Source organism: Streptomyces sp. NPDC016309 (assembly GCF_043077235.1).
GTDB lineage: Bacteria > Actinomycetota > Actinomycetes > Streptomycetales > Streptomycetaceae > Streptomyces.
In genome coordinates, this window is sequence record NZ_JBIBSG010000004.1 from 473,018 (window position 1) to 495,474 (window position 22,457).

Genomic DNA, 22,457 nt, shown 5'->3' on the forward strand with positions numbered 1-22,457 from the left:
CGTTCCCTTCCCTGTATACGTACCTCCCAGTAATGCCATCAGGTTCGGGAGGCACCACCTTGTTGTTGCGACGCATCAACGGCTCGGCACTCATCATCGCGGCCCTCGTCGCCACGGTCGGCGCGCTGGCGTTCCCGGTCTGGTCGTACGCCGACCGCTCGGGAACCGGCCAGGCCAACCTCAACGCGTCGACCGTGGCGACCCAGTGGGGACCGCTGTCGGCGACCGACCGTGACTTCCTGGTGAAGGTCCGGCTGGCGGGGCTCTGGGAGCTGCCCGCCGGCCAGCAGGCGATCGAGCGGGCGCCGAGCCAGGCCATCAAGGACACGGGCGACCACCTCGTCGTCGGCCACACCGACCTCGACCAGCGGGCGCGCGACGTGGCGGCGAAGCTGGGCGTCGAGCTGCCGAACCAGCCGACGGAGCAGCAGCAGGGCTGGCTGCGCGAGCTGTCGGCGGCGAGCGGCGAGGAGTACGAGCGGAAGTTCGCCAACCTGCTGCGCAACGCGCACGGCAAGGTCTTCGCGCTGGTCGCCCAGGTGCGGCACACCACGCGCAACACCCTGATACGGCAGCTCGCGTCCGACGCCAACCAGACGGTGCTGGACCACATCACGATGCTGGAGGCGACCGGCAGGGTCGACTTCGACGCGATCGCCAACGAGGCGGCGGGCGGCGCGACGGCGAGCCCGTCCGGTCCGCCGGCGCCCAACGGCAACCTGCCCCCGGCGCCGTCACCGGCCGTGCCGACGGGGACGGACCAGTCCTTCACCTCCCGGCCGTCGACGCAGCCCGGTCCGCCGACCGCGATCAACACCAACCGGCCCTGACGGCCCGCCTCCGACGCCCGGTCGCAAGCCCCGGCCGTAACCTCAAATGAAGCTCTGAACTGCGGTTCTCCCGTTTCGGGCTTCCACCGCCGGGGCCATTACCCTTCCGACCGACGCAGAAGGAGGGGGACATGAGGGAACTGGGTACCGGCATCGGCTGGCGTCCGGAGATCGCGGACGCGGTGGAGGGGCTGGCCGGCGTGGACTGGGTGGAGGTGGTGGCGGAGAACATCTGCGCCGGCCACCTCCCCGACCCCCTGCTGCGGCTGCGCGAGCGGGGCGTCACCGTCGTCCCGCACGGCGTGTCACTGGGTCTGGGCGGTGCGGACCGGCCGGACGAGGGGCGGCTCGCGGAGCTGGCGGCGAAGGCCACCGCGCTGGGGGCACCGCTGGTCACCGAGCACATCGCCTTCGTACGGGCCGGGGGGCCGCTCACCGCCTCTCCCGCGCTGGAGGCGGGGCACCTGCTGCCGGTGCCGCGCACCCGGGACGCGCTGGACGTGCTGTGCGAGAACGTGCGCATCGCCCAGGACGCGCTGCCGGTCCCGCTGGCGCTGGAGAACATAGCGGCGCTGTTCTCCTGGCCCGGCGAGGAGCTGTCGGAGGGGCGGTTCCTGGCCGAGCTGGTGGAACGCACGGGCGTCCGCCTCCTGATCGACGTGGCGAACCTGCACACCAACCACGTCAACCGGGGCGAGGACCCGGCGAAGGCCCTGGCGGAGCTGCCGGTCGAGGCCATCGCCTACGTGCACGTGGCGGGCGGGATCGAGCGGGACGGCGTCTGGCACGACACCCACGCCCACCCGGTCCCCCGGGCCGTCCTGGACGTCCTCGCGGACCTCTCCTCGCGGGCGGCCCCGCCGGGCGTCCTGCTGGAGCGGGACGACGACTTCCCGCCGGCCGAGGAGCTGGCGGCCGAACTCACCGCCATCCGCGAGACGGTCCGGGCGGCGGCCCCCGCCAAGGCGGCCGTGACCCCTGCCGCGGGCCGCGCGCGGGAGACGCTCCCCGCGAAGGTGCCGGCCCTGGTCGGCGCGGGCGAGGACACGGGCCGGGACCTCCACCGGGACCCGGCGGGCCCGGCGCTCACCACGCACCCCCCGCAGTCCCCGCACCCGGCCGGTACGGCGCACGGGGCCGGTCCCCGGCCGCGGCCCGTTCCGCCACGGCTCACGGCGACCGGGAGCGGCGGGACCGGGGCCCGGGAGCGGCTGGGGATCGCCCAGGCCGCCCTGCTGTCGGCACTGGTCGCCGGGACGCCCGCGCCCGAGGGCTTCGACCACGCGCGGCTGCGGGTGCAGAACAGGGCGCTGGCCGCCAAGCGCGCCGGTGTCGTCGCCAAGGTCGCGCCCGAGCTGCCGGAGATCCTCGGCGGCGGGTACCGCGCCGCGTTCCTGGCCTACGCCGGTTCCCGCCCCATGCGCGGCGGTTACCGGCGCGACGCGCTGGACTTCGCGGAGCACCTGCTGGTCGCCGGGCGGCCGGAGGACCCCGTCGCCCGCCGGAGGCTCACCGCCTGGTGGCAGGACCGGGCCGGGGCACGGCCACCGGGCCGGGCCGGCCGGCTGGTGCGTGCCGCCCGCGCCGCGTTCGTGGGGAGGCGGGCCGCGTGATGAACATCCTCGCACTCCTGCTGTACGTCGCCGTCGCCGTCTCCTCGGCCCTGCTCATCGGCGGGGTGGCCGCCTCCCGACGCGGGCCCGGCGGCTCCGTCCACTACCGGGTGGAGGCCGCGTTCCTCAACGGCGGGCCCGCCCGGGTCGTCGACTCTGCCCTCGCCTCGCTGGCCGCGGACGGCCGCGTGGCCGTCGGCGGGCCGGGCATCGTCCACGTCGTACGCCCCGTCGGGCAGGACCCCGTCGAGCGCGCGGTGCTGGACACCATCGCCGCCGCGCCCAGCGGCGCGCTGCACACGGTACGGCTCGCGGCCATGCGCCACCCCGCCGTCCAGGAGGTGGGCGACCGGCTCGCCGCCCGGGGGCTGATCGTGCCGCTCGGGGCGGGACGCGTCTGGCGCCGCCGGAGCGCCGCCCAGGCGGCGGGCTGCGTGCTGCTCTTCATCGCCTCCGTCGCCGGGACGATCGCCGAGTACGCCACCGCCGACGTGAGCGACCTGCCGTTCCCGTTCGTGGTGAAGGTGCTGCCCGCGCTGATCGCCGGTGTGGTGATCGGGATCATCTGCGGGGCCGTCGCCCGGCGCCGGCTCACCGGGGCGGGCCGCCGTGCGCTCGCCGCGTACCGCCGGGCGCACGCCCACCTGACCGGGCCGGGGGACCTGGTGGCGGTGCACGGGCTGCGCGCGCTGCCCGACCTCGCGCTCCGCGAGCAGTTGGTCACGGCCGCGCGGACACCCGCCCGGAGGAGCGACGGCGGCGGCACGGAGCAGGACGGTCTCTTCGCGGCCACCACGGTCACCGTGTGGTGCGCGAGCGCCGACACGGGCGGCTCCGGTTGCGGGGGCGGCTGCGGGGGCGGCGGGGGCGGCGGCTCCGCGTGCAGCGGCGGATCGGGCTGCGGCAGCGGCTCCGGCGGCGGTTCCGGCTGCGGGGGCTCCAGCGGTGGTTCGAGCTGCGGTGGCGGTGGCGGTTGCGGCGGGGGTGGCGGCGGCGACTGACCGGACCGACAACCCCCCAACGTACCAATTGCGCACGGGAGTTGACCGGATGTCCGGCAACCGCACGTACGCCCCGGGTGCCGCCCGCTAGCGTGCACAACACCATGCGACCCCACCCCGGCACCGGCCTGGTCGTCGTCGCCCTGACGGCGACCCTCGCCGCCCTCGTGTTCCCCGTCTGGTCCTACGGCGACCGCGCCGGCACCGGCGCCGCCCGCTCGGCGGCCGGTGCCGTGCCGACCCGGTGGGGCCCCTTGTCCACCGCCGACCGCGACTTCGTCGTCCGGGTGCGGCTGGCCGGGCTCTGGGCGCTGCCGGCCGCCCAGCAGGCCACCGGCCGCGCCCCCAGCCGCGTCACCGAGGCCGCCGGGCGGCACCTCGCGGACGACCACACGTACCTCGGCGTCCGCGTCCGTGACGTCGCCGCCCGGCTCCGGATGCCGCTGCCGAGCCAGCCCACCGAGGAACAGCGGGGCTGGCTGGAGCGGTTGACCGAGGCGCACGGGCCCGCCTACGAGCCGGTGTTCGCCGGCCTGCTGCGCCGGGCGCACGGCGGGCTGTTCTCGGCGGCCGCCGAGGTCCGCGCCACCACCCGCAACACCCTGGTCCGCGCGCTCGCCGACGACACGGTGCGCCTGCTCCTCGGGGACCTGACCGCCCTGGAGGCCATCGCCGCGCCCGGGCACGCCGTGTCCACATCGTGAAAACCCGGTGGCGCCGCGTTCACCCTCTCGCGTAGAACTCGGGCATGTTCTGGGTGCCCTTCCTGGTGGTGACATGGGCCGTGGCGGCCGTCAGCTGCGCGCGGCTGTGCCTGGCAGCCGTCGAGGCCGCCCAGCCGGTCCCCGCCGTCACCGCGGTGGACCGGGAGCGTGAACTGAGCCTGTACGAGGCGGCGTTCCTGGCCGGCGGGCCGCAGCGGGTCACCGATCTGACGCTGGTGTCGCTGCACCGGAGGCGGCGGCTGTGGCTCGCCCACACCGGGTGGGCCACCGTCGTGGACCCGGACCCCGAGGGCGCGGACGACCTGGAGAGGTCGGTGATCGGGGCGATAGGGCCGGAGGGCCAGTCGCGGATAGCGGCGGTCCGTGCCACTGCCTCCGCCGCCGACGCGGTGCGGGCGCTCGCCGACCGGCTGGTCGCGGCGGGGCTGGCGGTGCCCGACGGCGCCAGGTCCGCCATCGTCTCGGCGCTGCGGGCGGTGCGGCTGGCGGCCCTGCTGACGGTCGTGCTCGCGGCGGGTACCGCGCTGCTGCTCCCCGCGGGACAGGGGCCGGACGCGCGGGGGCTGACCTGGTTCGGGCTCCCGCTCGTGCTCACGCTCGGCTGTCTGGTCATCGCGCGCGTCGAGGTCCGCCCGTACACCCGCTGGGCCTCCCCCACCGGGCAGCGGCTGCTGACGAGGGTGCGCGCGGGCGATCCGCTCGCCGCCGTCGCCATCGGCGGGGTCCATGCCCTGGACGACCCGGCGCTGCGGGCGGCGCTGGCCCCGGAACCGCGGCGGGGCCGGTGAGGACGCCGGTGCGGACGCCGGTGCGGCGCGCTGGCCGCGCGCCGCACCCGGTGCCGGACCCGGTGTCGCTGGAGCGGCGGGCGAAGTGGCCGGCCGTCTGATCTTCCGGGTCGGTGGGGTGACGTGCGGGGGCGTCCGGGACACCGTGCCCGCCCGTCACCGGGTCGGTCAGGTCGAGGCCGTCAGGCGAGACCCGCGACCAGATCGGCGACCGACTTGCGCCGGCCGGTGTAGAACGGGACCTCTTCGCGGACGTGCATCCGGGCTTCGGAGGCACGCAGGTGGCGCATCAGGTCCACGATCCGGTAGAGCTCGTCCGCCTCGAAGGCGAGGATCCACTCGTAGTCGCCCAGCGAGAACGAGGCGACCGTGTTGGCGCGGACGTCCGGGTAGCCGCGGGCCATCTTGCCGTGGTCGGCGAGCATCCGGCGACGGTCCTCGTCCGGCAGCAGGTACCAGTCGTAGGAGCGGACGAAGGGGTACACCGAGACGTAGTCGCGGGGCGTCTCGTCGGCGAGGAACGCCGGGATGTGCGACCGGTTGAACTCGGCGGGGCGGTGCAGTGCCATGTTCGACCAGACCGGCTCCAGCGCGCGGCCGAGCTTCGTGCGGCGGAAGAGGTTGTACGCCTCCTGGAGCGCGTCCGAGGTCTCGGCGTGCCACCAGATCATCAGGTCGGCGTCGGCCCGCAGACCGGACACGTCGTACGTGCCACGGACGGTGATGTCCTTGGCGGCGAGCTGGTCGAAGAGTTCCTGGACCTCGTCGGCGAAGCCGGTCCGGTCCTCGGGCAGGACGTCGCGCAGCTTGAAGACGGACCACAGGGTGTAGCGGATGACCTCGTTGAGGTCCTTCGCCTTCTTACCGGCGTTCGGGATCTTTTCGGGCGCACTCATGGGGCTATTCTCGCTCGTCGCTCAGGGTGCCGTGCGCCAGGGTCGGCGTGGCGAGGATCTCGTCGGCCGCACGCCGGGCGCTCGCGATGGTCGCGGGGATGCCGACGCCGTCGTACACGGCTCCGCAGACGCGCAGGGCGGGCAGCCGGGCGACCGCCTCGCGGATGCGCGCGACCCGGGCGAGGTGCCCGACGGGGTACTGCGGCAGGCCGCCGATCCAGCGGGTGACCTCGGTGGCGACGGGCCGGGCGGCCAGGCCGGTGGCGTCGCCGAGGTCCTTGAGGGACACGGCAACCAGGTCGGCGTCCTCCCGGTGCAGGTGGTCCTCCTCGCCGTGGCGGCCCACGGAGGTGCGGAGCACGACCAGGTCGCGGGAGCCCTCGTCGGTCCACTTCCACTTCTGCGACGAGAAGGTGGACGCCTTGATGGTGCGGCCGTCGACGGGCGGGACGAGGAAGCCGGAGCCCGGGGGGAGGACACCCGCCACGTCCGCGCGCCGGAAGGCGAGGGTGACCAGGGCCATGGAGGCGTATTCGACGGCGGCGAGTTCCGCGGCGGCCGCCGGGGCCTGGCCGGCGAGGAGTTCGGCGGCGGACCAGGCGGGGGTGGCGACGACCACCGCGTCGGCGTGGCGGACGCGGTCGCCGGTACGGACGTCCCAGCCACCCCCGGGGGACGGGGTGAGGGCGTGGACGGGCGTGTCGGTGAGGACCTCGCCGCCCCGCGCGGTGATGGCGTCCGCGACGGCCCCGGGCAGGGTGCCGATGCCGCCCTCGATCCCCATGAAGGCGGGCCCGGTGGGCTGCCGCGCCTGCTGGAGGGACCGGACGGCTTCGGTGAGGGTGCCGTGGGTACGGGCGGCGTCGAAGAGCTTGGGCACGGCGGCGCGCATGGAGATGGCGTAGGCGTCCCCCGCGTACACCCCGCCGAGGAGGGGTTCGACGAGCCGGTCGACGACCTCGCGGCCGAGGCGGTCGGCGACGAAGCGGCCGACGGCGATGTCGTCCCCGAGGGCGGCCGGGTCGGCGGGGGGCAGGTCCGCCTCGTGCGCGATGCGGGCGAGGCCCTCGGACGACAGGAGTCCGGCGAGGGCGGCCGCGTCGCCGGGGACGCCCATGACGTGGCCCTTGGGCATCGGCCGGAGCGCGTCCCGGGTCCACACGGCGGCGGTCGCGGTGGCCGGCGGCTGGAGGCGGTCGCCGAGGCCCACGGCGCGGGCCAGGTCGACGGCCTCGGGGCGGCGGGCGAGCATCGACTCGGCGCCCAGGTCCACCGGGGCGCCCTCGATCTCGCCGGCGTGCAGCTTGCCCCCGAGCCGGGTGGTGGCCTCCAGCAGGGTCACGCGCTGTCCGGCGGTGCTCAGCCGGTGGGCCGCGGCGAGGCCCGCGATGCCGCCGCCGATGACGACGACGTGGCCGCTGCTGGGGGTGTCACCCGTGTCCGCGTTCATGACCCCACTCTCTCAAACGCCGTTGCCGGTCCCGACGGTGACCGGTCGGGTCGGGGTCGCACGTCGTAGCGTGTCCCGCATGGGAAAGCTGGGACGAGAACGACTGGTGGTCATCGGCGGGGACGCGGCGGGCATGTCGGCCGCGTCGCAGGCCCGCCGGCTGAAGGGCCCGGACGAGCTGGAGATCGTCGCGTTCGAACGCGGCACCTTCACCTCGTACTCGGCGTGCGGCATTCCGTACTGGGTCGGTGGTGACGTCGACGGGCCGGACCGGCTCATCGCCCGTACGCCGGAGGCGCACCGCGAACGCGGCATCGACCTGCGGCTGCGCACCGAGGTGACCGCCCTCGACCCGGACGGCGGGCGGGTGCGGGTGCGGGACGCCGAGTCGGGCGCCGAGTCGTGGGAGGGCTACGACAAGCTGGTGATCGCCACCGGCGCCCGCCCGGTGCGGCCGCCGCTGCCGGGGATCGACGCGGCCGGTGTGCACGGGGTGCAGACCCTGGACGACGGCCAGGCGCTGCTGGACACGCTGGACGCCTCCGGGGGGTCGCACGCCGTCGTGGTCGGCGCCGGTTACATCGGCGTGGAGATGGCGGAGGCGCTGCTGAAGCGCGGCTACGAGGTGACCGTCCTCAACCGGGGCGAGCAGCCGATGTCGACGCTCGACCCCGACATGGGCCGGCTGGTGCACGAGGCGATGGACGGGCTCGGCATCACCACGGTCGGCGGCGCGGAGGTCACCAAGATCCTCACCGGGGACGACGGCCGGGTGCGGGCGGTGGCGACGGAGTCCGCCGAGTACCCGGCGGACGTGGTCGTCCTGGGCATGGGGGTGGCGCCCGAGACGGGGCTGGCGCGGGAGGCCGGGCTGCCGGTCGGCGTGTACGGCGGGCTGCTCACCGACCTGTCGATGCGGGTGCGCGGCCGGGAGGAGATCTGGGCGGGCGGTGACTGCGTGGAGGTGCTGGACCTGGTGTCCGGCCGGGAGCGGCACGTACCGCTGGGCACGCACGCCAACAAGCACGGCCAGGTCATCGGCTCCAACGTGGCCGGCGGGTACGGCACGTTCCCGGGGGTCGTCGGGACGGCGGTCAGCAAGGTGTGCTCGCTGGAGATCGCCCGTACGGGCCTGCGCGAGAAGGACGCGGCGGCGGTGGGGCTGCGGTTCGTGACGGTGACCGTGGAGTCGACCAGCAGGGCCGGGTACTACCCGGGGGCTGCGCCGATGACGGTCAAGATGCTGGCCGAGCGCCGTACGGGCCGGCTGCTGGGCTGTCAGATCGTGGGACGGGAAGGCGCGGCCAAGCGCGTGGACATCGCGGCGGTTGCGCTGACGGCCGGGATGACGGTCGAGCAGATCACCGCGCTGGACCTGGGCTACGCGCCGCCGTTCTCCCCGGTCTGGGACCCGGTGCAGGTCGCCGCCCGCAAGGCGGTGGCGGCGGTACGGAAGGCGGGCGCGTAACGGGGCCGGCCGCGGTGGTGGGCGGGTGCTCCGCCCACCACCGCGGCCGGTCGGCCCGCGCGTCAGCGGGCGGTGCGCGTGTGGACGTACTCGACCAGGCGGGTCAGGGCGTCCGGGTCGGTGGTCGGCAGGACCCCGTGGCCCAGGTTGAAGACGTGCCCCTCCAGCCCGGCGGCGGCGTCCAGCACCTCGCGGGTCTTGGTCTCGACGGCCTCGGGGGTGGAGAAGAGGACGGCCGGGTCGAGGTTGCCCTGGAGCGCCTTGCCGGGGCCGACGCGGCGGGCGGCCTCGTCCAGCGGGACGCGCCAGTCGACACCCACGACGTCGGCGCCCGCCTCGCCCATGAGGCCGAGGAGTTCACCGGTGCCGACACCGAAGTGGATGCGCGGTACGCCGTACTGCTCGACCGCCCGGAACACCTTCGTGGAGGCGGGCATGACCGAGCGGCGGTAGTCGGCGGGGGCGAGGGCGCCGACCCAGGAGTCGAAGAGCTGGACGGCGGAGGCGCCGGCCTCGATCTGCACCTTCAGGAAGGCGGCGGTGATGTCGGCGAGGCGGTCCAGCAGGTCGGCCCACAGCTCGGGGTCGCCGTACATGAGCGCCTTGGTGTGCTCGTGGTTGCGGGACGGGCCGCCCTCGACGAGGTAGCTCGCGAGGGTGAAGGGCGCGCCGGCGAAGCCGATCAGCGGGGTGGTGCCCAGCTCGCCGGTGAGCATCCCGATGGCCTCGGTGACGTAACGGACGTCGTCGGGGGTGAGGGCGCGCAGCCGGTCCAGGTCCTCGCGGCGGCGGATCGGCTCGGCGACGACCGGGCCGACGCCGGGCTTGATGTCGAGGTCGATGCCGACGGCCTTGAGGGGCACGACGATGTCGCTGAAGAAGATCGCGGCGTCGACCTTGTGCCGCCGTACCGGCTGGAGGGTGATCTCGGTGACCAGCTCGGGCCGCATGCACGACTCCAGCATGGGGATGCCTTCGCGGACCTTCAGGTACTCGGGCAGCGACCGTCCCGCCTGCCGCATGAACCACACGGGCGTGTGCGGCACCGGCTCACGCCTGCACGCCTTCAGGAACGCGGAGTCGTAGGTCTTCGTCTGCTGGCCCGAAGGGCTGTCAATGGCACTCACGCCCAGAATCTTCGCATGTACGGCCAAGCGGCTGGCGTGGTGAGGGTGTCCCTCCCTGCGCGAGGCCGTCCTTCCGCCTACTCTTCCCCGCATGGCTGCGGCTCAGGGACAGTTCTCCGATCACTCCGACGATGCCGAGGGAACCGACGACAAGGAGGGTACGTCCGTTCCGCCCGCTTTCCGGCAGGCGGTCGACGCGCTGCGCGGGGCGCGGCTGCGCCCGGAGATCGAGGTGGACCCGTCCCGCCCCCCGCAGCGGCTGGCCCCCTACGCGTACGCCCTGGAGGCGGCGGTCGTCGACGGTGACGAGGACCTGGCGGACGGCCGCCTGGTGCTGCTGCACGACCCGGCCGGCCACGAGGCCTGGCAGGGCACCTTCCGGCTGGTGACGCTGGTGCGGGCGGAGCTGGAGCCGGAGATGGCGGCCGACCCGCTGCTGCCGGAGGTGTCCTGGTCGTGGCTGACGGGCGCTCTGGAGGCGCGGGGCCTGTCGTACGAAGAGGCTTCGGGCACCGTCACCCGTGCGGGTTCTCATTACTTCGGCGGACTCGCCGAACGCCGCCCGGCCACGCAGATCGAGATCAGGGCGTCCTGGACGCCTCGCGAGGGGCGCGGCGGGGTGCCGGACACGGGGGCGCACCTGGCCGCGTGGTGCGACCTGCTGTGCCAGATCGGCGGCCTGCCGCCGTCCGTGCCGACGCCCCTGGACCCGGGCACGGCGGCGGTGGTGTCCCTCCCCCAGCGCCGCGGCCCGCAGCACCCGTAGGCCCTGCTTCTCCTGCCGCTCCCGGGCCCGGTGGCCCGTCCGGGCGGTCCGCCGGGCGCGCCCGCGCCGGTCCGCCCGCGCCGGGGTCCGCTCCGCGGGCGGGCGCGGGCCCGCCCGCCCCCACCCACCCCGCCTCCCCCCGCCTCCCGTAGGCTGCACGCCTTCGCGCCCGGCGGAGGGGACACCGTTCCCGGCCCGAAACGGCGCACGGGGGTGTGACCCATGGGGCCGGTGAGCGCCCCGCGCGGGACGGGGCGCTCGTAGGATGATCGATCGCCCGTCCGAATTGCCCCAATTGTTACTCACTAAATCGTGATCTTCCCCTAAAGGCGGGCGCCCGGGCTGCCGAAGAGGTCTGTGACCCTTCAAACACGGTTCGCCCGGCTTCTTCCCCGAGCCGGCTGTGTCCCGCACCTTCCCAGGAGGCCTGGTGTCCGTTCTCCTCGAGCAGCCCGCAAGCCTGGTCGCCTACCGCCCGAACAAGCCGACGGCCATGGTCGTCGTGGCCGACCCGCGCGTCCGTTCCACCGTGACCCGCCACCTGTGGGCTCTCGGAGTGCGTGACGTCATCGAGGCGTCGTCCATCGCGGAGGCCCGTCCCCGCGTCGGCAGCCCGCGCGACATCTGCGTTGCCGACGTCCACCTGCCCGATGGCTCCGGGCTCACCCTGCTGTCCGAGACCCGTGCCGCCGGCTGGCCCAACGGACTCGCCCTCTCGGCGGCCGACGACATCGGCGCCGTGCGCAACGCGCTCGCCGGCGGCGTCAAGGGCTACGTCGTCACCGGTACGCGTACCAACATCGGCCACCCGACCCGGCCCGGCGCCGCCCCCATCGGCGCCGCGGCCGCTCGGCTCGGCCACCGCCGCCCCCCGGGTGCCCCGAGTCACCCGGGCGGCTACCGGGAGCTCTCCGGCCGTGAGGTCGAGGTGCTCCGGCTCGTCGCCGAGGGCCAGTCCAACAAGGCCATCGGCGTGTCCATGGGCCTGTCCGCGCTGACCGTCAAGAGCCACCTCGCCCGCATCGCCCGCAAGCTCGGTACCGGTGACCGGGCCGGAATGGTCGCCGTCGCACTCCGTACGGGAATCATCCACTGACCGGTTCACACCACCCCCGCGCCCGTCGACGGAACGTTCCGTCGGCGGGCGCCCGCCGTTCACGGATACCCTTGACAGGTGACCGACGCCCAAGAGACCGCAGCAGAGACAGCACTGCGAACCACCGGGGGCGGCCCTCCGGACGACGGCGACGCTGACGGCGTGGTCGACGGGGTGCCGATCCCCCTGCTCGAACCCCGTGAGGGCATCCCGCCCGTGGTGGCCGACGAGCACGCCCTCGCCGAGGTGATCGCCGCCTTCGCGCGCGGCACCGGCCCCGTCGCCGTCGACGCCGAGCGCGCCTCGGGTTACCGCTACGGCCAGCGGGCCTACCTGGTGCAGCTCCGCCGGGAAGGCGCGGGCAGCGCCCTGATCGACCCGGTGGGCTGCCCCGACCTGTCCGGCCTGGGCGAGGCCCTGGCCGGAGCCGAGTGGATCCTGCACGCCGCCACCCAGGACCTGCCGTGCCTGCGCGAAATAGGCATGGTGCCGACCCGGCTGTTCGACACGGAGCTGGCCGGCCGTCTCGCGGGGTTCCCCCGCGTCGGCCTGGGCGCGATGGTCGAGTCGGTGCTGGGCTTCGCCCTGGAGAAGGGCCACTCCGCCGTGGACTGGTCCACCCGTCCACTGCCCGAGCCCTGGCTCCGGTACGCCGCGCTGGACGTCGAGCTGCTCGTCGACCTGCGTGACGCGCTGGAGAAGGAGCTGGACCGGCAGGGCAAGCTGGAGTGGGCGTACCAGGAGTTCGACGCCATCGCCGCCGCACCGCCGCCCCCGCCCCGCAAGGACCCCTGGCGCCGGACCTCCGGCATGCACAAGGTCCGCCGGCGCCGCCAGATGGCGGTCGTACGGGAGCTGTGGACCGCCCGCGACCGGATCGCCCAGCGGCGGGACGTGTCGCCCGGCAAGGTGCTCAGCGACGCCGCGATCGTGGAGGCCGCGCTCGCCCTGCCGCCCAACGTCCAGGCGCTCACCGCGCTGCCCGGCTTCGGGAACCGGATGGGACGCCGCCAGCTCGAACAGTGGCAGGCGGCGGTGGACCGGGCGAAGGCCCTGCCGGAAGCCGAGCTCCCGCAGCCCGGCCAGCCCTTGCAGGGGCCGCCCCCACCGCGGGCCTGGGCGGACAAGGACCCGGTCGCGGCGGCGCGCCTGTCCGCGGCGCGAACGGCCGTCTCGGCGCTCGCCGAGTCGCTGAACCTGCCGCCGGAGAACCTGATCACGCCGGACACGGTGCGCCGGGTCTGCTGGGAGCCGCCCGCCGAGCTCACGGCCGAGACGGTCGCGGGGGCGCTCGCCGGGTACGGGGCGCGGCCGTGGCAGATCGAGCAGGTCACCCCGGTGCTGCTGGCGGCGCTGGCGGCGGCGAAGGCCTGACGCGAGGGAGCCCCCGGCCGTTCGCGGCCGGGGGCTCCGCGCTTCCCGCGGGGCCAGGGGTATCTCGCCGCTCCGGGGCGCCACACCCCGGCCGGGCCAGGCTGTGCGCACGGGCCCGCCGCGCCTCAGAAGGGCGGCCGGGGGTGTGACCTTCAACGCTCCGGGCGGGGGGACTGTGCAGTCTGGTTACCCGTAAGTAGCATGGGGCGTACAAGCGCGCGCTTAGCCGCGTGCAGCAGCAGTGCAGTGCCATCCCGCACCTGGAGGAGAGCCATCGTGCCTCGTACCGTCAGGGACGTCGTCTTCGTCGACGGCGTCCGCACCCCGTTCGGCAAGGCGGGCCCGAAGGGCATCTACCACGAGACCCGCGCCGACGATCTCGTCGTGAAGGCCATCCGGGAGCTGCTGCGCCGCAACCCGGCCCTGGACCCCAAGAAGATCGACGAGGTCGCCATCGCGGCGACCACGCAGATCGGTGACCAGGGCCTGACCCTGGGCCGCACCGCCGGCATCCTCGCGGGCCTGCCGCAGTCGGTGCCCGGTTACTCCATCGACCGGATGTGCGCGGGCGCGCTGACCGCCGTGACCTCGGTCGCCGGTTCGATCGCCTTCGGCGCGTACGACGCCGTGATCGCCGGTGGTGTCGAGCACATGGGCCGCCACCCGATGGGCGAGGGCGTCGACCCGAACCCGCGCTTCGTCAGCGAGAAGCTGGTCGACGAGTCGGCCCTGTTCATGGGCATGACGGCGGAGAACCTGCACGACCGCTACCCGCACATCACCAAGCAGCGCGCCGACGAGTACGCCGTGCGCAGCCAGGAGAAGGCCGCCAAGGCGTACGCCAACGGCAAGATCCAGCAGGACCTGGTGCCGATCTCGGTGCGCCGCACCAACGCCGAGGCCGGCGAGACCGGCTGGGGCCTGGTCACCGCCGACGAGCCGATGCGTCCGGGCACCACCCTGGAGAGCCTGGCCGGGCTGAAGACGCCGTTCCGTACGCACGGCCGCGTCACCGCCGGCAACGCGGCGGGTCTCAACGACGGCGCCACCGCCTCCATCATCGCGTCCGAGGACTTCGCCCGCGAGAACGGCCTGCCGGTCAAGATGCGCCTCGTCTCGTACGCCTTCGCCGGCGTCGAGCCGGAGGTCATGGGCTACGGCCCGATCCCGGCGACCGAGAAGGCCCTGGCCAAGGCCGGCCTGTCGATCGAGGACATCAACCTCTTCGAGATCAACGAGGCCTTCGCCGTCCAGGTGCTGGCCTTCCTCGACCACTACGGCATCGCGGACGACGACGCGCGCGTCAACCAGTACGGCGGCGCCATCGCCTTCGGCCACCCGCTCGCCTCCTCCGGCGTGCGTCTGATGACGCAGCTCGCGCGGCAGTTCGAGGAGCAGCCGGAGGTCCGTTACGGCCTCACCACCATGTGCGTCGGCTTCGGCATGGGCGCCACGGTCATCTGGGAAAACCCCCACTGGGAGGGCAAGTGAGCACCACCGCTGAGCTTCTGAAGGGTGCGGCCGAGCTGTTCCCGGACGAGGTCGTCACCACCGCCCACGTACGGCACTTCGACCTGCCGTTCGGGGCGGGCCGGTTCGCGCTGATCACGCTGGACAACGGCTTCGACCACACCAAGCCGACCACCTTCGGCCCGCAGTCGCTGGCGAACCTCAACACCGCCATCGACCAGGTCGAGAAGGAGGCCGGCGAGGGCACCATCGTCGGTGCCGGCATCACCGGCAAGCCCTTCATCTTCGCCGTCGGCGCCGACCTCAAGGGCGTCGAGCTGCTGAAGCGCCACGAGGACGCGCTGGCCATCGGCAAGGGCGGCCACGACGTCTTCAAGCGGCTGTCGTCGCTGGGCGTGCCGACCTTCGCGTACTACAACGGCGCGGCGATGGGCGGCGGTGTCGAGGTCGGTCTGCACTGCACGTACCGCACCGTGTCGGCGGCCCTCCCGGCGTTCTCGCTGCCCGAGGTCTTCCTGGGCCTGGTCCCGGGCTGGGGCGGCTGCGCGATCCTGCCGAACCTGATCGGCGCGGACCGCGCGGTCTCGGTGATCATCGAGAACTCGCTCAACCAGAACAAGCAGCTCAAGGGCCAGCAGGTCTACGAGCTCGGGATCGCCGACGCGATCTTCGAGGGCGCGGACTTCCTGGAGCAGTCGCTGCTGTGGACCGCCTCGGTCCTCAAGGGCGAGATCGTCGTCGAGCGCGCCGACGTGGACCGTGGCGAGGGCTGGGACGCCGCCGTGGCCCGCGGCCGGTTCATCGCGGACGCCAAGGTGCACGGTGCGGCCCCGGCCGCCTACCGGGCGCTGGAGATCATCGAGGCGGCCAAGGACGGCGACCTCCAGAAGGGCTTCGACGCCGAGGACACCGCGCTGGCCGACCTGATCATGGGTGGCGAGCTGCGGTCCGGCATCTACGCCTTCAACCTGGTGCAGAAGCGTGCCAAGCGCCCGGCCGGCGCGCCGGACAAGAGCCTGGCCCGCCCGGTCACCAAGGTCGGCGTCGTGGGCGCGGGCCTGATGGCCTCGCAGCTCGCGCTGCTGTTCCTGCGCCGCCTGGAGGTGCCGGTCGTCCTGACCGACATCGACCAGGAGCGCGTCGACAAGGGCGTGGGCTACGTCCACGGCGAGATCGACAAGCTGCTCGCCAAGGGCCGCGTCAACCAGGACAAGGCCAACCGCCTCAAGGGTCTGGTGTCGGGCGTCCTGGACAAGGCCGAGGGCTTCGCGGACGCGGACTTCATCATCGAGGCCGTGTTCGAGGAGATGTCGGTCAAGCAGAAGGTGTTCGCGGAGGTCGAGGCGGTCGCCCCGGCGCACGCGATTCTCGCCACCAACACCTCCTCGCTGTCGGTGTCGGAGATGGCCTCCAAGCTCCAGCACCCGGAGCGGGTCGTCGGCTTCCACTTCTTCAACCCGGTCGCGATCCTCCCGCTGCTGGAGATCGTGCGCGGCGAGAAGACGGACGACGCGTCGCTGGCCACCGCGTTCGGTGTCGCGAAGAAGCTGAAGAAGACGGCCGTCCTGACGAAGGACGCCCCGGCGTTCGTCGTGAACCGCATCCTCACCCGCTTCATGGGCGAGATCCAGAACGTCATCGACGAGGGCACGCCGGTCGAGACCGCGGAGAAGGCCATCGAGCCGCTCGGTCTGCCGATGTCCCCGCTGGTGCTGCTGGAGCTGGTCGGTCCGGCGATCGGTCTGCACGTGTCCGAGACCCTGAACCGCTCCTTCCCGGACCGCTTCACGGTGTCCCCGAACCTCGCCGCCGTCGTCAAGGCCGGCAAGCGCGGCTTCTACGTCTACGATTCGGGCAAGCCCGAGCTGGACCCCGAGGTCGCGGCGCTGCTGAAGCAGGGCGACGTCGTCCTGACCGAGCAGCAGGTGCGGGACCGCGTCCTGGACGCGGTGGCGCAGGAGATCGGCCTGATGCTGGACGAGGGCGTCGTCGCCGAGGCCCAGGACATCGACCTGTGCCTGATCACGGGCGCCGGCTGGCCCTTCCACCTGGGCGGCATCACGCCGTACCTGGACCGCGAGGGCGTCTCGGAGCGCGTGAACGGCAAGCGTTTCCTGGAGCAGGGAGTGGCGAGCGTCCCCGCCTGACGCGTCGCCGCACGAACCGGCCGGACGGGCCGCGGGGAACCTCCCCCGCGGCCCGTCCGCCGTTTCCGGCCGCTCCCCCGGCGGCCGGCCGGGGCGGGGCGGCGGGCTGGGTCAGGCGTCGGTGAGGGCGGCGAGCAGCCCTTCGCCGTACTTGGCGAGCTTGTTCTCGCCGACCCCGCTGACGGTGCCCAGCTCTTCGAGGGTCGAGGGCGGGGCGGCGGCGATCTGGCGGAGGGTGGCGTCGTGGAAGACGACGTACGCCGGGACGCCCTGCTCCTTGGCGGTGGCCGCGCGCCAGGCGCGGAGCCGTTCGAAGACGGGGAGCGCCTCCTCGGGCAGGTCGGCGACGGCGGCGCGCTTGGCGGCGGGGCCGGACCTCGCCGCCCGGGCCGGGCGTTCGGGTTCGCTGCGCAGCAGGACCTCGCGGCCGCCGCCGAGGACCTCGGCGGAGGTGTCCGTCAGGACGAGGGTGCCGTAGTCGCCCTCGACCGCCAGGAGGCCCTGGGCGAGGAGCTGGCGCACGACGCCGCGCCACTGGGACTCGTTGAGCTCGGTGCCGATGCCGAAGACGCTCAGGGCGTCGTGGTCGAATTGGATGACCTTCGCCGTCTTGCGGCCGAGGAGGATGTCGATGATCTGGCCGGCGCCGAACTTCTGGTTGCGTTCCCGCTTGAGCCGGACGACGGCCGACAGCAGCTTCTGGGCGGCGATCGTGCCGTCCCACGACTTCGGCGGCGCGAGGCAGGTGTCGCAGTTGCCGCAGGGGGTCGACTCCTGACCGAAGTAGGCCAGCAGCCGCACCCGGCGGCACTCGACCGTCTCGCACAGGGCGAGCATGGCGTCGAGGTGCGCGGCGAGGCGGCGGCGGTGCTCGGCGTCGCCCTCGCTGCCGTCGATCATCTTGCGCTGCTGCACGACGTCCTGGAGGCCGTAGGCCAGCCAGGCGGTGGACGGCAGGCCGTCACGGCCGGCGCGGCCGGTCTCCTGGTAGTAACCCTCGACCGACTTGGGCAGGTCGAGGTGGGCGACGAAGCGGACGTCGGGCTTGTCGATGCCCATGCCGAACGCGATCGTCGCGACGACGACCAGGCCGTCCTCGCGCAGGAAGCGGGACTGGTTCTCGGCCCGGGTGCGGGCGTCCAGGCCCGCGTGGTACGGGACGGCGTCGATGCCGTTCTCCACCAGGAACGCCGCCGTCTTCTCGACGGACGCCCGGGACAGGCAGTACACGATGCCCGCGTCGCCGGGGTGCTCGCTGCGGATCAGCTCCAGGAGCTGCCGCTTGGGCTCGTTCTTCGGGGCGATGCGGTACTGGATGTTGGGGCGGTCGAAGCTCGCCACGAAGTGCCGGGCGCCGGTCAGGTCCAGCCGGGTGGCGATCTCCGCGTGGGTGGCACGGGTGGCCGTCGCCGTCAGGGCGATGCGCGGTACGTCGGGCCACCGCTCGTGGAGCGTGGAGAGCTGGAGGTAGTCGGGCCGGAAGTCGTGGCCCCACTGGGCGACGCAGTGCGCCTCGTCGATGGCGAACAGCGAGATGCTGCCGCGGTGCAGGAGCTGGAGCGTGGACTCGACGCGCAGCCGCTCCGGTGCCAGGTACAGCAGGTCCAGCTCACCGGCGGCGAACTCGGCCTCCACCAGCCGCCGCTCGTCGAGGTCCTGGGTGGAGTTGAGGAACCCGGCCCGGACCCCGAGCGCCCGCAGCGCGTCGACCTGGTCCTGCATGAGGGCGATCAGCGGTGAGACGACGACGCCGACGCCGGGGCGCACCAGGGCGGGGATCTGGTAGCACAGCGACTTGCCGCCGCCGGTGGGCATGAGGACCAGGGCGTCACCGCCGCCCACCACGTGGTCGATGATCTCCCGCTGCTCGCCGCGGAAGGAGTCGTAGCCGAAGACCTTGCCCAGCACCCGCAGGGCGTCGTCGGTCTCGTGGTCCGCGGGGGCGTCGCCGGGGGAAGTCATCCGCCGATTCTACGAGCGGCCGCCCCGATCGGCCCAAACGGCGGACGGGGCGGCCGGCGGTGCGGTAGTGCCGGTGGCCGGGGTTTACGGGGCGTCGGTGGCCGCCGGGCGGCGGCCGGCGCTCAGGCGGCTGTGGCCGCGCCCGTACAGGAAGTACACGACGATGCCGATGACCATCCAGACGGCGAAGCGGAACCATGTCTCGCCCGGCAGGTTGAGCATCAGCCAGACCGACGCGGCGACCGAAAGGATCGGGATGACCGGCACCCAGGGGGTGCGGAAGGCACGGTGCAGGTCGGGGCGGGTGCGGCGGAGGATGATCACGCCGAGGGCGACGACGACGAAGGCGAAGAGCGTGCCGATGTTCACCAGGGTCGCCAGTTCGTTGATGCTGGTGAAGCCGGCGATGATGGCGATGATCACGCCGAGGAGGATGGTCGGGCGGTACGGGGTGCGGAACCTCGGGTGCGTGATGGAGAAGAACCGCGGCAGCAGCCCGTCCCGGCTCATGGCGAAGAACACGCGGGTTTGTCCGAGCAGCAGGATCAGGCACACGGTGGTGAGGCCGACGGCGGCGCCGAAGCTGATGATGCCGGCGTAGAAGGGGTGGCCGGTCGCCTTGAACGCGTCGGCGAGGGGAGCGCTCACGGACAGCTTGCTGTAGTGCTGCATGCCGGTCACCACGAGCGAGACGGCCACGTACAGCACGGTGCAGATGAGCAGGGAGCCGAGGATGCCGCGCGGCATGTCGCGCTGCGGGAGCTTGGTCTCCTCGGCGGCGGTGGCCACCACGTCGAAGCCGATGAAGGCGAAGAAGACGACGGACGCGGCGGTGAAGATGCCCATGACGCCGAAGTTCGTCGGCTCGTAGCCGAAGATCGTCTGGACGAGCGGCGCGTCCCAGCCGGAGGAGGTCGGCGGGGTCACCGCGGGGGGGATGAAGGGCGAGTAGTTGTCGCCGACGATGAAGAACAGCCCCGCGATGATCACGATCATGACGACGGTGACCTTGATGGCCACGACCAGCGCCGTGATGTTGGCGGACAGCTTCATGCCGAGCACCAGGATCACCGTCAGCACCAGGACCAGCAGGAACGCCAGGATGTCGAAGGTGCCGCCGGCCACGTCCGGGCCTTGCAGCGAGGCGGGCAGGTGCCAGTCGATGTTGTCCATCAGCGAGCGGACGTAGCCGGACCAGCCGACCGCGACGACCGCGGTGCCGAGGGCGAACTCCAGGACCAGGTCCCAGCCGATGATCCAGGCCGGCAGCTCGCCCAGGGAGGCGTACGCGAAGGTGTACGCCGATCCGGCCACCGGCACGGTCGAGGCGAACTCGGCGTAGCACAGCGCGGCGAGCGCGCAGACGACGCCGGCGGTGACGAACGCCAGGGCCGTGGCCGGTCCGGCGGTCTCCTTCGCCACCTTTCCGGTGAGGACGAAGATGCCGGTGCCGATGATGACGCCGACGCCGAAGACCGTCAGGTCCCAGGCGGACAGGGACTTCTTCAGTGCGTGTTCGGGCTCCTCGGTATCCCGAATCGACTGCTCGATACTTTTCGTCCGGAACAACCCGGTGTCACGTGACTGCTGGCCCATACTCACCGGCGTACCTCCGTAGCCATCGGCCTCTACCGCCCATGATCGAGAGGGGGACGGGGCGGCGCCCGCCCTGGAGAGCCCATTCACACGAAAGGACCGGCCGGAAACCCCTCGGGGTGCTCCGACCGGCCCAATGCGCGGTGGTACGGGTGCCGTCAGTCGCGGGCGGTCTCGACGGCCGCCTCCTCGTACCGGCCGTCCAGCGTGGAGACGAGGCCGGTGACCTGGCGGGCGATGTCCGGGGCGGTCAGCCCGATCTCCGCCATGACCTCCTTGCGGGAAGCGTGGTCCAGGAAGCGTGGCGGGATGCCGAAGTCGCGCAGCGGTACGTCGACGCCCGCGTCGCGCAGCGCCTGGGCGACCGCGCAGCCGACGCCGCCGACGCGCCCGTTGTCCTCGACGGTGACCACGACGCGGTGACGGGCCGCGAGCGGCGGGAGGGCCTCGTCGACCGGCTTGACCCAGCGCGGGTCGACGACGGTGGTGGAGATGCCCTGCTGGTCGAGCAGGCCGGCGATCTCCAGGCACATCGGCGCGAGCGCGCCGACGGACACCAGCAGCACGTCCGGCGTGTCGGTGCCGGCCTCGCGCAGCACGTCCATGCCGCCGACGCGGCCCACGGCCTCGACGGCCGGGCCGACGGCGCCCTTGGAGTAGCGCACGACGGTCGGCGCGTCGTCGACCTCGACGGCCTCGCGGAGCTGGGCGCGGACCTGGTCGGCGTCGCGCGGGGCGGCGATCCGGAGGCCGGGGACGACCTGGAGGATCGACATGTCCCACATGCCGTTGTGGGAGGCGCCGTCGGTGCCGGTGATGCCGGCCCGGTCCAGGACGAAGGTCACTCCGCACTTGTGCAGGGCGACATCCATCAGGACCTGGTCGAAGGCGCGGTTGAGGAAGGTGGCGTAGACGGCGAAGACGGGGTGGAGGCCGCCGGTGGCCAGGCCGGCCGCGGAGACGGCGCCGTGCTGCTCGGCGATGCCGACGTCGTACACCCGGTCGGGGAAGGCCTTGGCGAACTTGTCGAGGCCGACCGGCTGGAGCATGGCCGCGGTGATGGCGACGATGTCCTCGCGCTCGCGGCCGAGCTCGACCATCTCGTCGGCGAACACACCGGTCCAGTCGGCGCCGGAGGAGGAGATCGGCAGGCCGGTGTCCGGGTGGATCCTGCCGACGGCGTGGAAGCGGTCGGCCTCGTCGGCGAGGGCGGGCTGGTAGCCGCGGCCCTTCTCGGTGAGGCAGTGCACGATGACCGGGCCGCCGAACCGCTTGGCGCGGGTCAGCGCCGACTCCAGGGCCTCGATGTCGTGGCCGTCGATGGGGCCGACGTACTTCAGGCCGAGGTCCTCGAACATGCCCTGCGGGGCGATGAAGTCCTTCAGGCCCTTCTTGGCGCCGTGCAGCGTCTCGTACAGCGGCTTGCCGACGACCGGGGTGCGGTCGAGGATCTCCTTGGTACGGGCGAGGAAGCGCTCGTAGCCGTCGGTGGTGCGCAGGGTGGCGAGGTGGTTGGCGAGGCCGCCGATGGTCGGGGCGTAGGAGCGCTCGTTGTCGTTGACGACGATGACGAGCGGGCGGTCCTTGGCCTCCGCGATGTTGTTGAGCGCCTCCCAGGCCATGCCGCCGGTGAGGGCGCCGTCACCGATGACGGCGACGACGTGGTCGTTCCTGCCCAGCACCTCGTTGGCCTTGGCCAGGCCGTCGGCCCAGCCGAGGACGGTGGAGGCGTGGCTGTTCTCGATGACGTCGTGCTCGGACTCCGCGCGAGCCGGGTAGCCGGACAGGCCGCCCTTCATCTTCAGCTTGGAGAAGTCCTGGCGGCCGGTGAGCAGCTTGTGGACGTAGGACTGGTGGCCGGTGTCCCAGAGGATCTTGTCCTTGGGGGACTCGAAGACGCGGTGCAGGGCGATGGTCAGCTCGACCACGCCGAGGTTCGGCCCGAGGTGGCCGCCCGTCTTGGAGACGGCGTCCACCAGGAAGGACCGGATCTCCGCGGCCAGCTGGTCCAGCTGCTCCGGGGCGAGCCGGTCGAGGTCGCGCGGGCCCGTGATACGGGTCAGCAGAGCCACCCGTGCCTCCTTGCGTGTTGAGCTGGTCGAGCTGCCGATTTGGTCGAGTCTAATGTTCCGCCTCCGACGGTGGTCA

The 22,457-nt window shown here is 73.3% G+C and carries 17 protein-coding genes; 11 read left to right on the forward strand and 6 right to left on the reverse strand.

The window, feature by feature from the left end; all coding sequences use genetic code 11:
* Positions 1-65: 65 nt before the first annotated feature.
* From ACF068_RS13045 to ACF068_RS13065, 5 genes are all read left to right on the forward strand, one after another.
* Positions 66-830 (forward strand): DUF4142 domain-containing protein, encoded by a 765-nt coding sequence (locus ACF068_RS13045; RefSeq protein ID WP_392274382.1) that lies wholly within the window; start codon positions 66-68, stop codon positions 828-830.
* 131 nt (positions 831-961) lie between these two features.
* Positions 962-2,443, forward strand: coding sequence for a DUF692 domain-containing protein (locus ACF068_RS13050; protein ID WP_392274269.1), 1,482 nt, complete (start codon positions 962-964; stop codon positions 2,441-2,443).
* On the forward strand, positions 2,443-3,444 hold the full coding sequence (locus ACF068_RS13055) for a TIGR04222 domain-containing membrane protein (RefSeq protein ID WP_392274270.1): 1,002 nt from the start codon (positions 2,443-2,445) through the stop codon (positions 3,442-3,444). Before ACF068_RS13050 ends, ACF068_RS13055 begins: the two co-directional genes overlap by 1 nt.
* 104 nt (positions 3,445-3,548) lie before the next feature.
* Positions 3,549-4,148 carry a DUF4142 domain-containing protein gene (locus ACF068_RS13060; RefSeq protein WP_392274271.1) on the forward strand — a complete coding sequence of 200 codons (600 nt, stop codon included), beginning with the start codon at positions 3,549-3,551 and terminating at the stop codon, positions 4,146-4,148.
* Positions 4,149-4,192: 44 nt separating this feature from the next.
* A complete protein-coding gene (locus tag ACF068_RS13065) occupies positions 4,193-4,957 on the forward strand; it encodes a TIGR04222 domain-containing membrane protein (RefSeq protein WP_392274272.1) in 765 nt (254 codons plus the stop codon).
* 182 nt (positions 4,958-5,139) lie between these two features.
* Here ACF068_RS13065 and hemQ read toward each other — a convergent pair whose 3' ends face one another.
* Together hemQ and hemG are read right to left on the reverse strand one after the other, a co-directional pair.
* Complete coding sequence (gene hemQ / locus ACF068_RS13070; protein ID WP_392274273.1) at positions 5,140-5,853, reverse strand: hydrogen peroxide-dependent heme synthase; 714 nt, start codon at positions 5,851-5,853, stop codon at positions 5,140-5,142.
* Between the two features lie 4 nt (positions 5,854-5,857).
* The gene (gene hemG / locus ACF068_RS13075; protein WP_392274274.1) at positions 5,858-7,303 is read right to left on the reverse strand and encodes a protoporphyrinogen oxidase; all 1,446 of its coding nucleotides are present in this window, start codon (positions 7,301-7,303) and stop codon (positions 5,858-5,860) included.
* A 79-nt stretch (positions 7,304-7,382) separates the two neighbouring features.
* Here hemG and ACF068_RS13080 point away from each other — a divergent pair, with 79 nt between their 5' ends.
* The gene (locus ACF068_RS13080) at positions 7,383-8,771 is read left to right on the forward strand and encodes an FAD-dependent oxidoreductase (RefSeq protein ID WP_392274275.1); all 1,389 of its coding nucleotides are present in this window, start codon (positions 7,383-7,385) and stop codon (positions 8,769-8,771) included.
* A 62-nt stretch (positions 8,772-8,833) separates the two neighbouring features.
* Here ACF068_RS13080 and hemE read toward each other — a convergent pair whose 3' ends face one another.
* A complete protein-coding gene (hemE, locus tag ACF068_RS13085) occupies positions 8,834-9,898 on the reverse strand; it encodes a uroporphyrinogen decarboxylase (RefSeq protein WP_392274276.1) in 1,065 nt (354 codons plus the stop codon).
* A gap of 91 nt (positions 9,899-9,989) precedes the next feature.
* Here hemE and ACF068_RS13090 point away from each other — a divergent pair, with 91 nt between their 5' ends.
* The 5 genes from ACF068_RS13090 (at position 9,990) to ACF068_RS13110 (ending at position 16,751) form a co-directional block, all read left to right on the forward strand.
* Complete coding sequence (locus tag ACF068_RS13090; protein WP_392274277.1) at positions 9,990-10,664, forward strand: DUF3000 domain-containing protein; 675 nt, start codon at positions 9,990-9,992, stop codon at positions 10,662-10,664.
* A 430-nt stretch (positions 10,665-11,094) separates the two neighbouring features.
* The gene (locus tag ACF068_RS13095) at positions 11,095-11,760 is read left to right on the forward strand and encodes a response regulator transcription factor (RefSeq protein WP_064068756.1); all 666 of its coding nucleotides are present in this window, start codon (positions 11,095-11,097) and stop codon (positions 11,758-11,760) included.
* A 78-nt stretch (positions 11,761-11,838) separates the two neighbouring features.
* Positions 11,839-13,134: an HRDC domain-containing protein gene (locus ACF068_RS13100; RefSeq protein WP_392274278.1), complete on the forward strand. Its 1,296-nt coding sequence runs from the start codon at positions 11,839-11,841 to the stop codon at positions 13,132-13,134.
* A 276-nt stretch (positions 13,135-13,410) separates the two neighbouring features.
* The gene (locus ACF068_RS13105; RefSeq protein ID WP_392274279.1) at positions 13,411-14,625 is read left to right on the forward strand and encodes a thiolase family protein; all 1,215 of its coding nucleotides are present in this window, start codon (positions 13,411-13,413) and stop codon (positions 14,623-14,625) included.
* Positions 14,622-16,751, forward strand: coding sequence for a 3-hydroxyacyl-CoA dehydrogenase NAD-binding domain-containing protein (locus tag ACF068_RS13110; protein ID WP_392274280.1), 2,130 nt, complete (start codon positions 14,622-14,624; stop codon positions 16,749-16,751). The genes ACF068_RS13105 and ACF068_RS13110 overlap by 4 nt, the downstream gene beginning before the upstream one ends.
* Positions 16,752-16,862: 111 nt before the next feature.
* On the opposite strand, the gene recQ is transcribed toward ACF068_RS13110, so the two are convergent.
* The 3 genes from recQ to dxs all read right to left on the reverse strand — a co-directional run bounded on the left by recQ (position 16,863) and on the right by dxs (position 22,381).
* Positions 16,863-18,713 carry a DNA helicase RecQ gene (gene recQ / locus ACF068_RS13115; protein WP_392274281.1) on the reverse strand — a complete coding sequence of 617 codons (1,851 nt, stop codon included), beginning with the start codon at positions 18,711-18,713 and terminating at the stop codon, positions 16,863-16,865.
* Between the two features lie 84 nt (positions 18,714-18,797).
* Positions 18,798-20,309: an amino acid permease gene (locus tag ACF068_RS13120; protein ID WP_392274282.1), complete on the reverse strand. Its 1,512-nt coding sequence runs from the start codon at positions 20,307-20,309 to the stop codon at positions 18,798-18,800.
* 158 nt (positions 20,310-20,467) lie between these two features.
* A complete protein-coding gene (dxs, locus tag ACF068_RS13125; RefSeq protein WP_392274283.1) occupies positions 20,468-22,381 on the reverse strand; it encodes a 1-deoxy-D-xylulose-5-phosphate synthase in 1,914 nt (637 codons plus the stop codon).
* Positions 22,382-22,457: the final 76 nt, after the last annotated feature.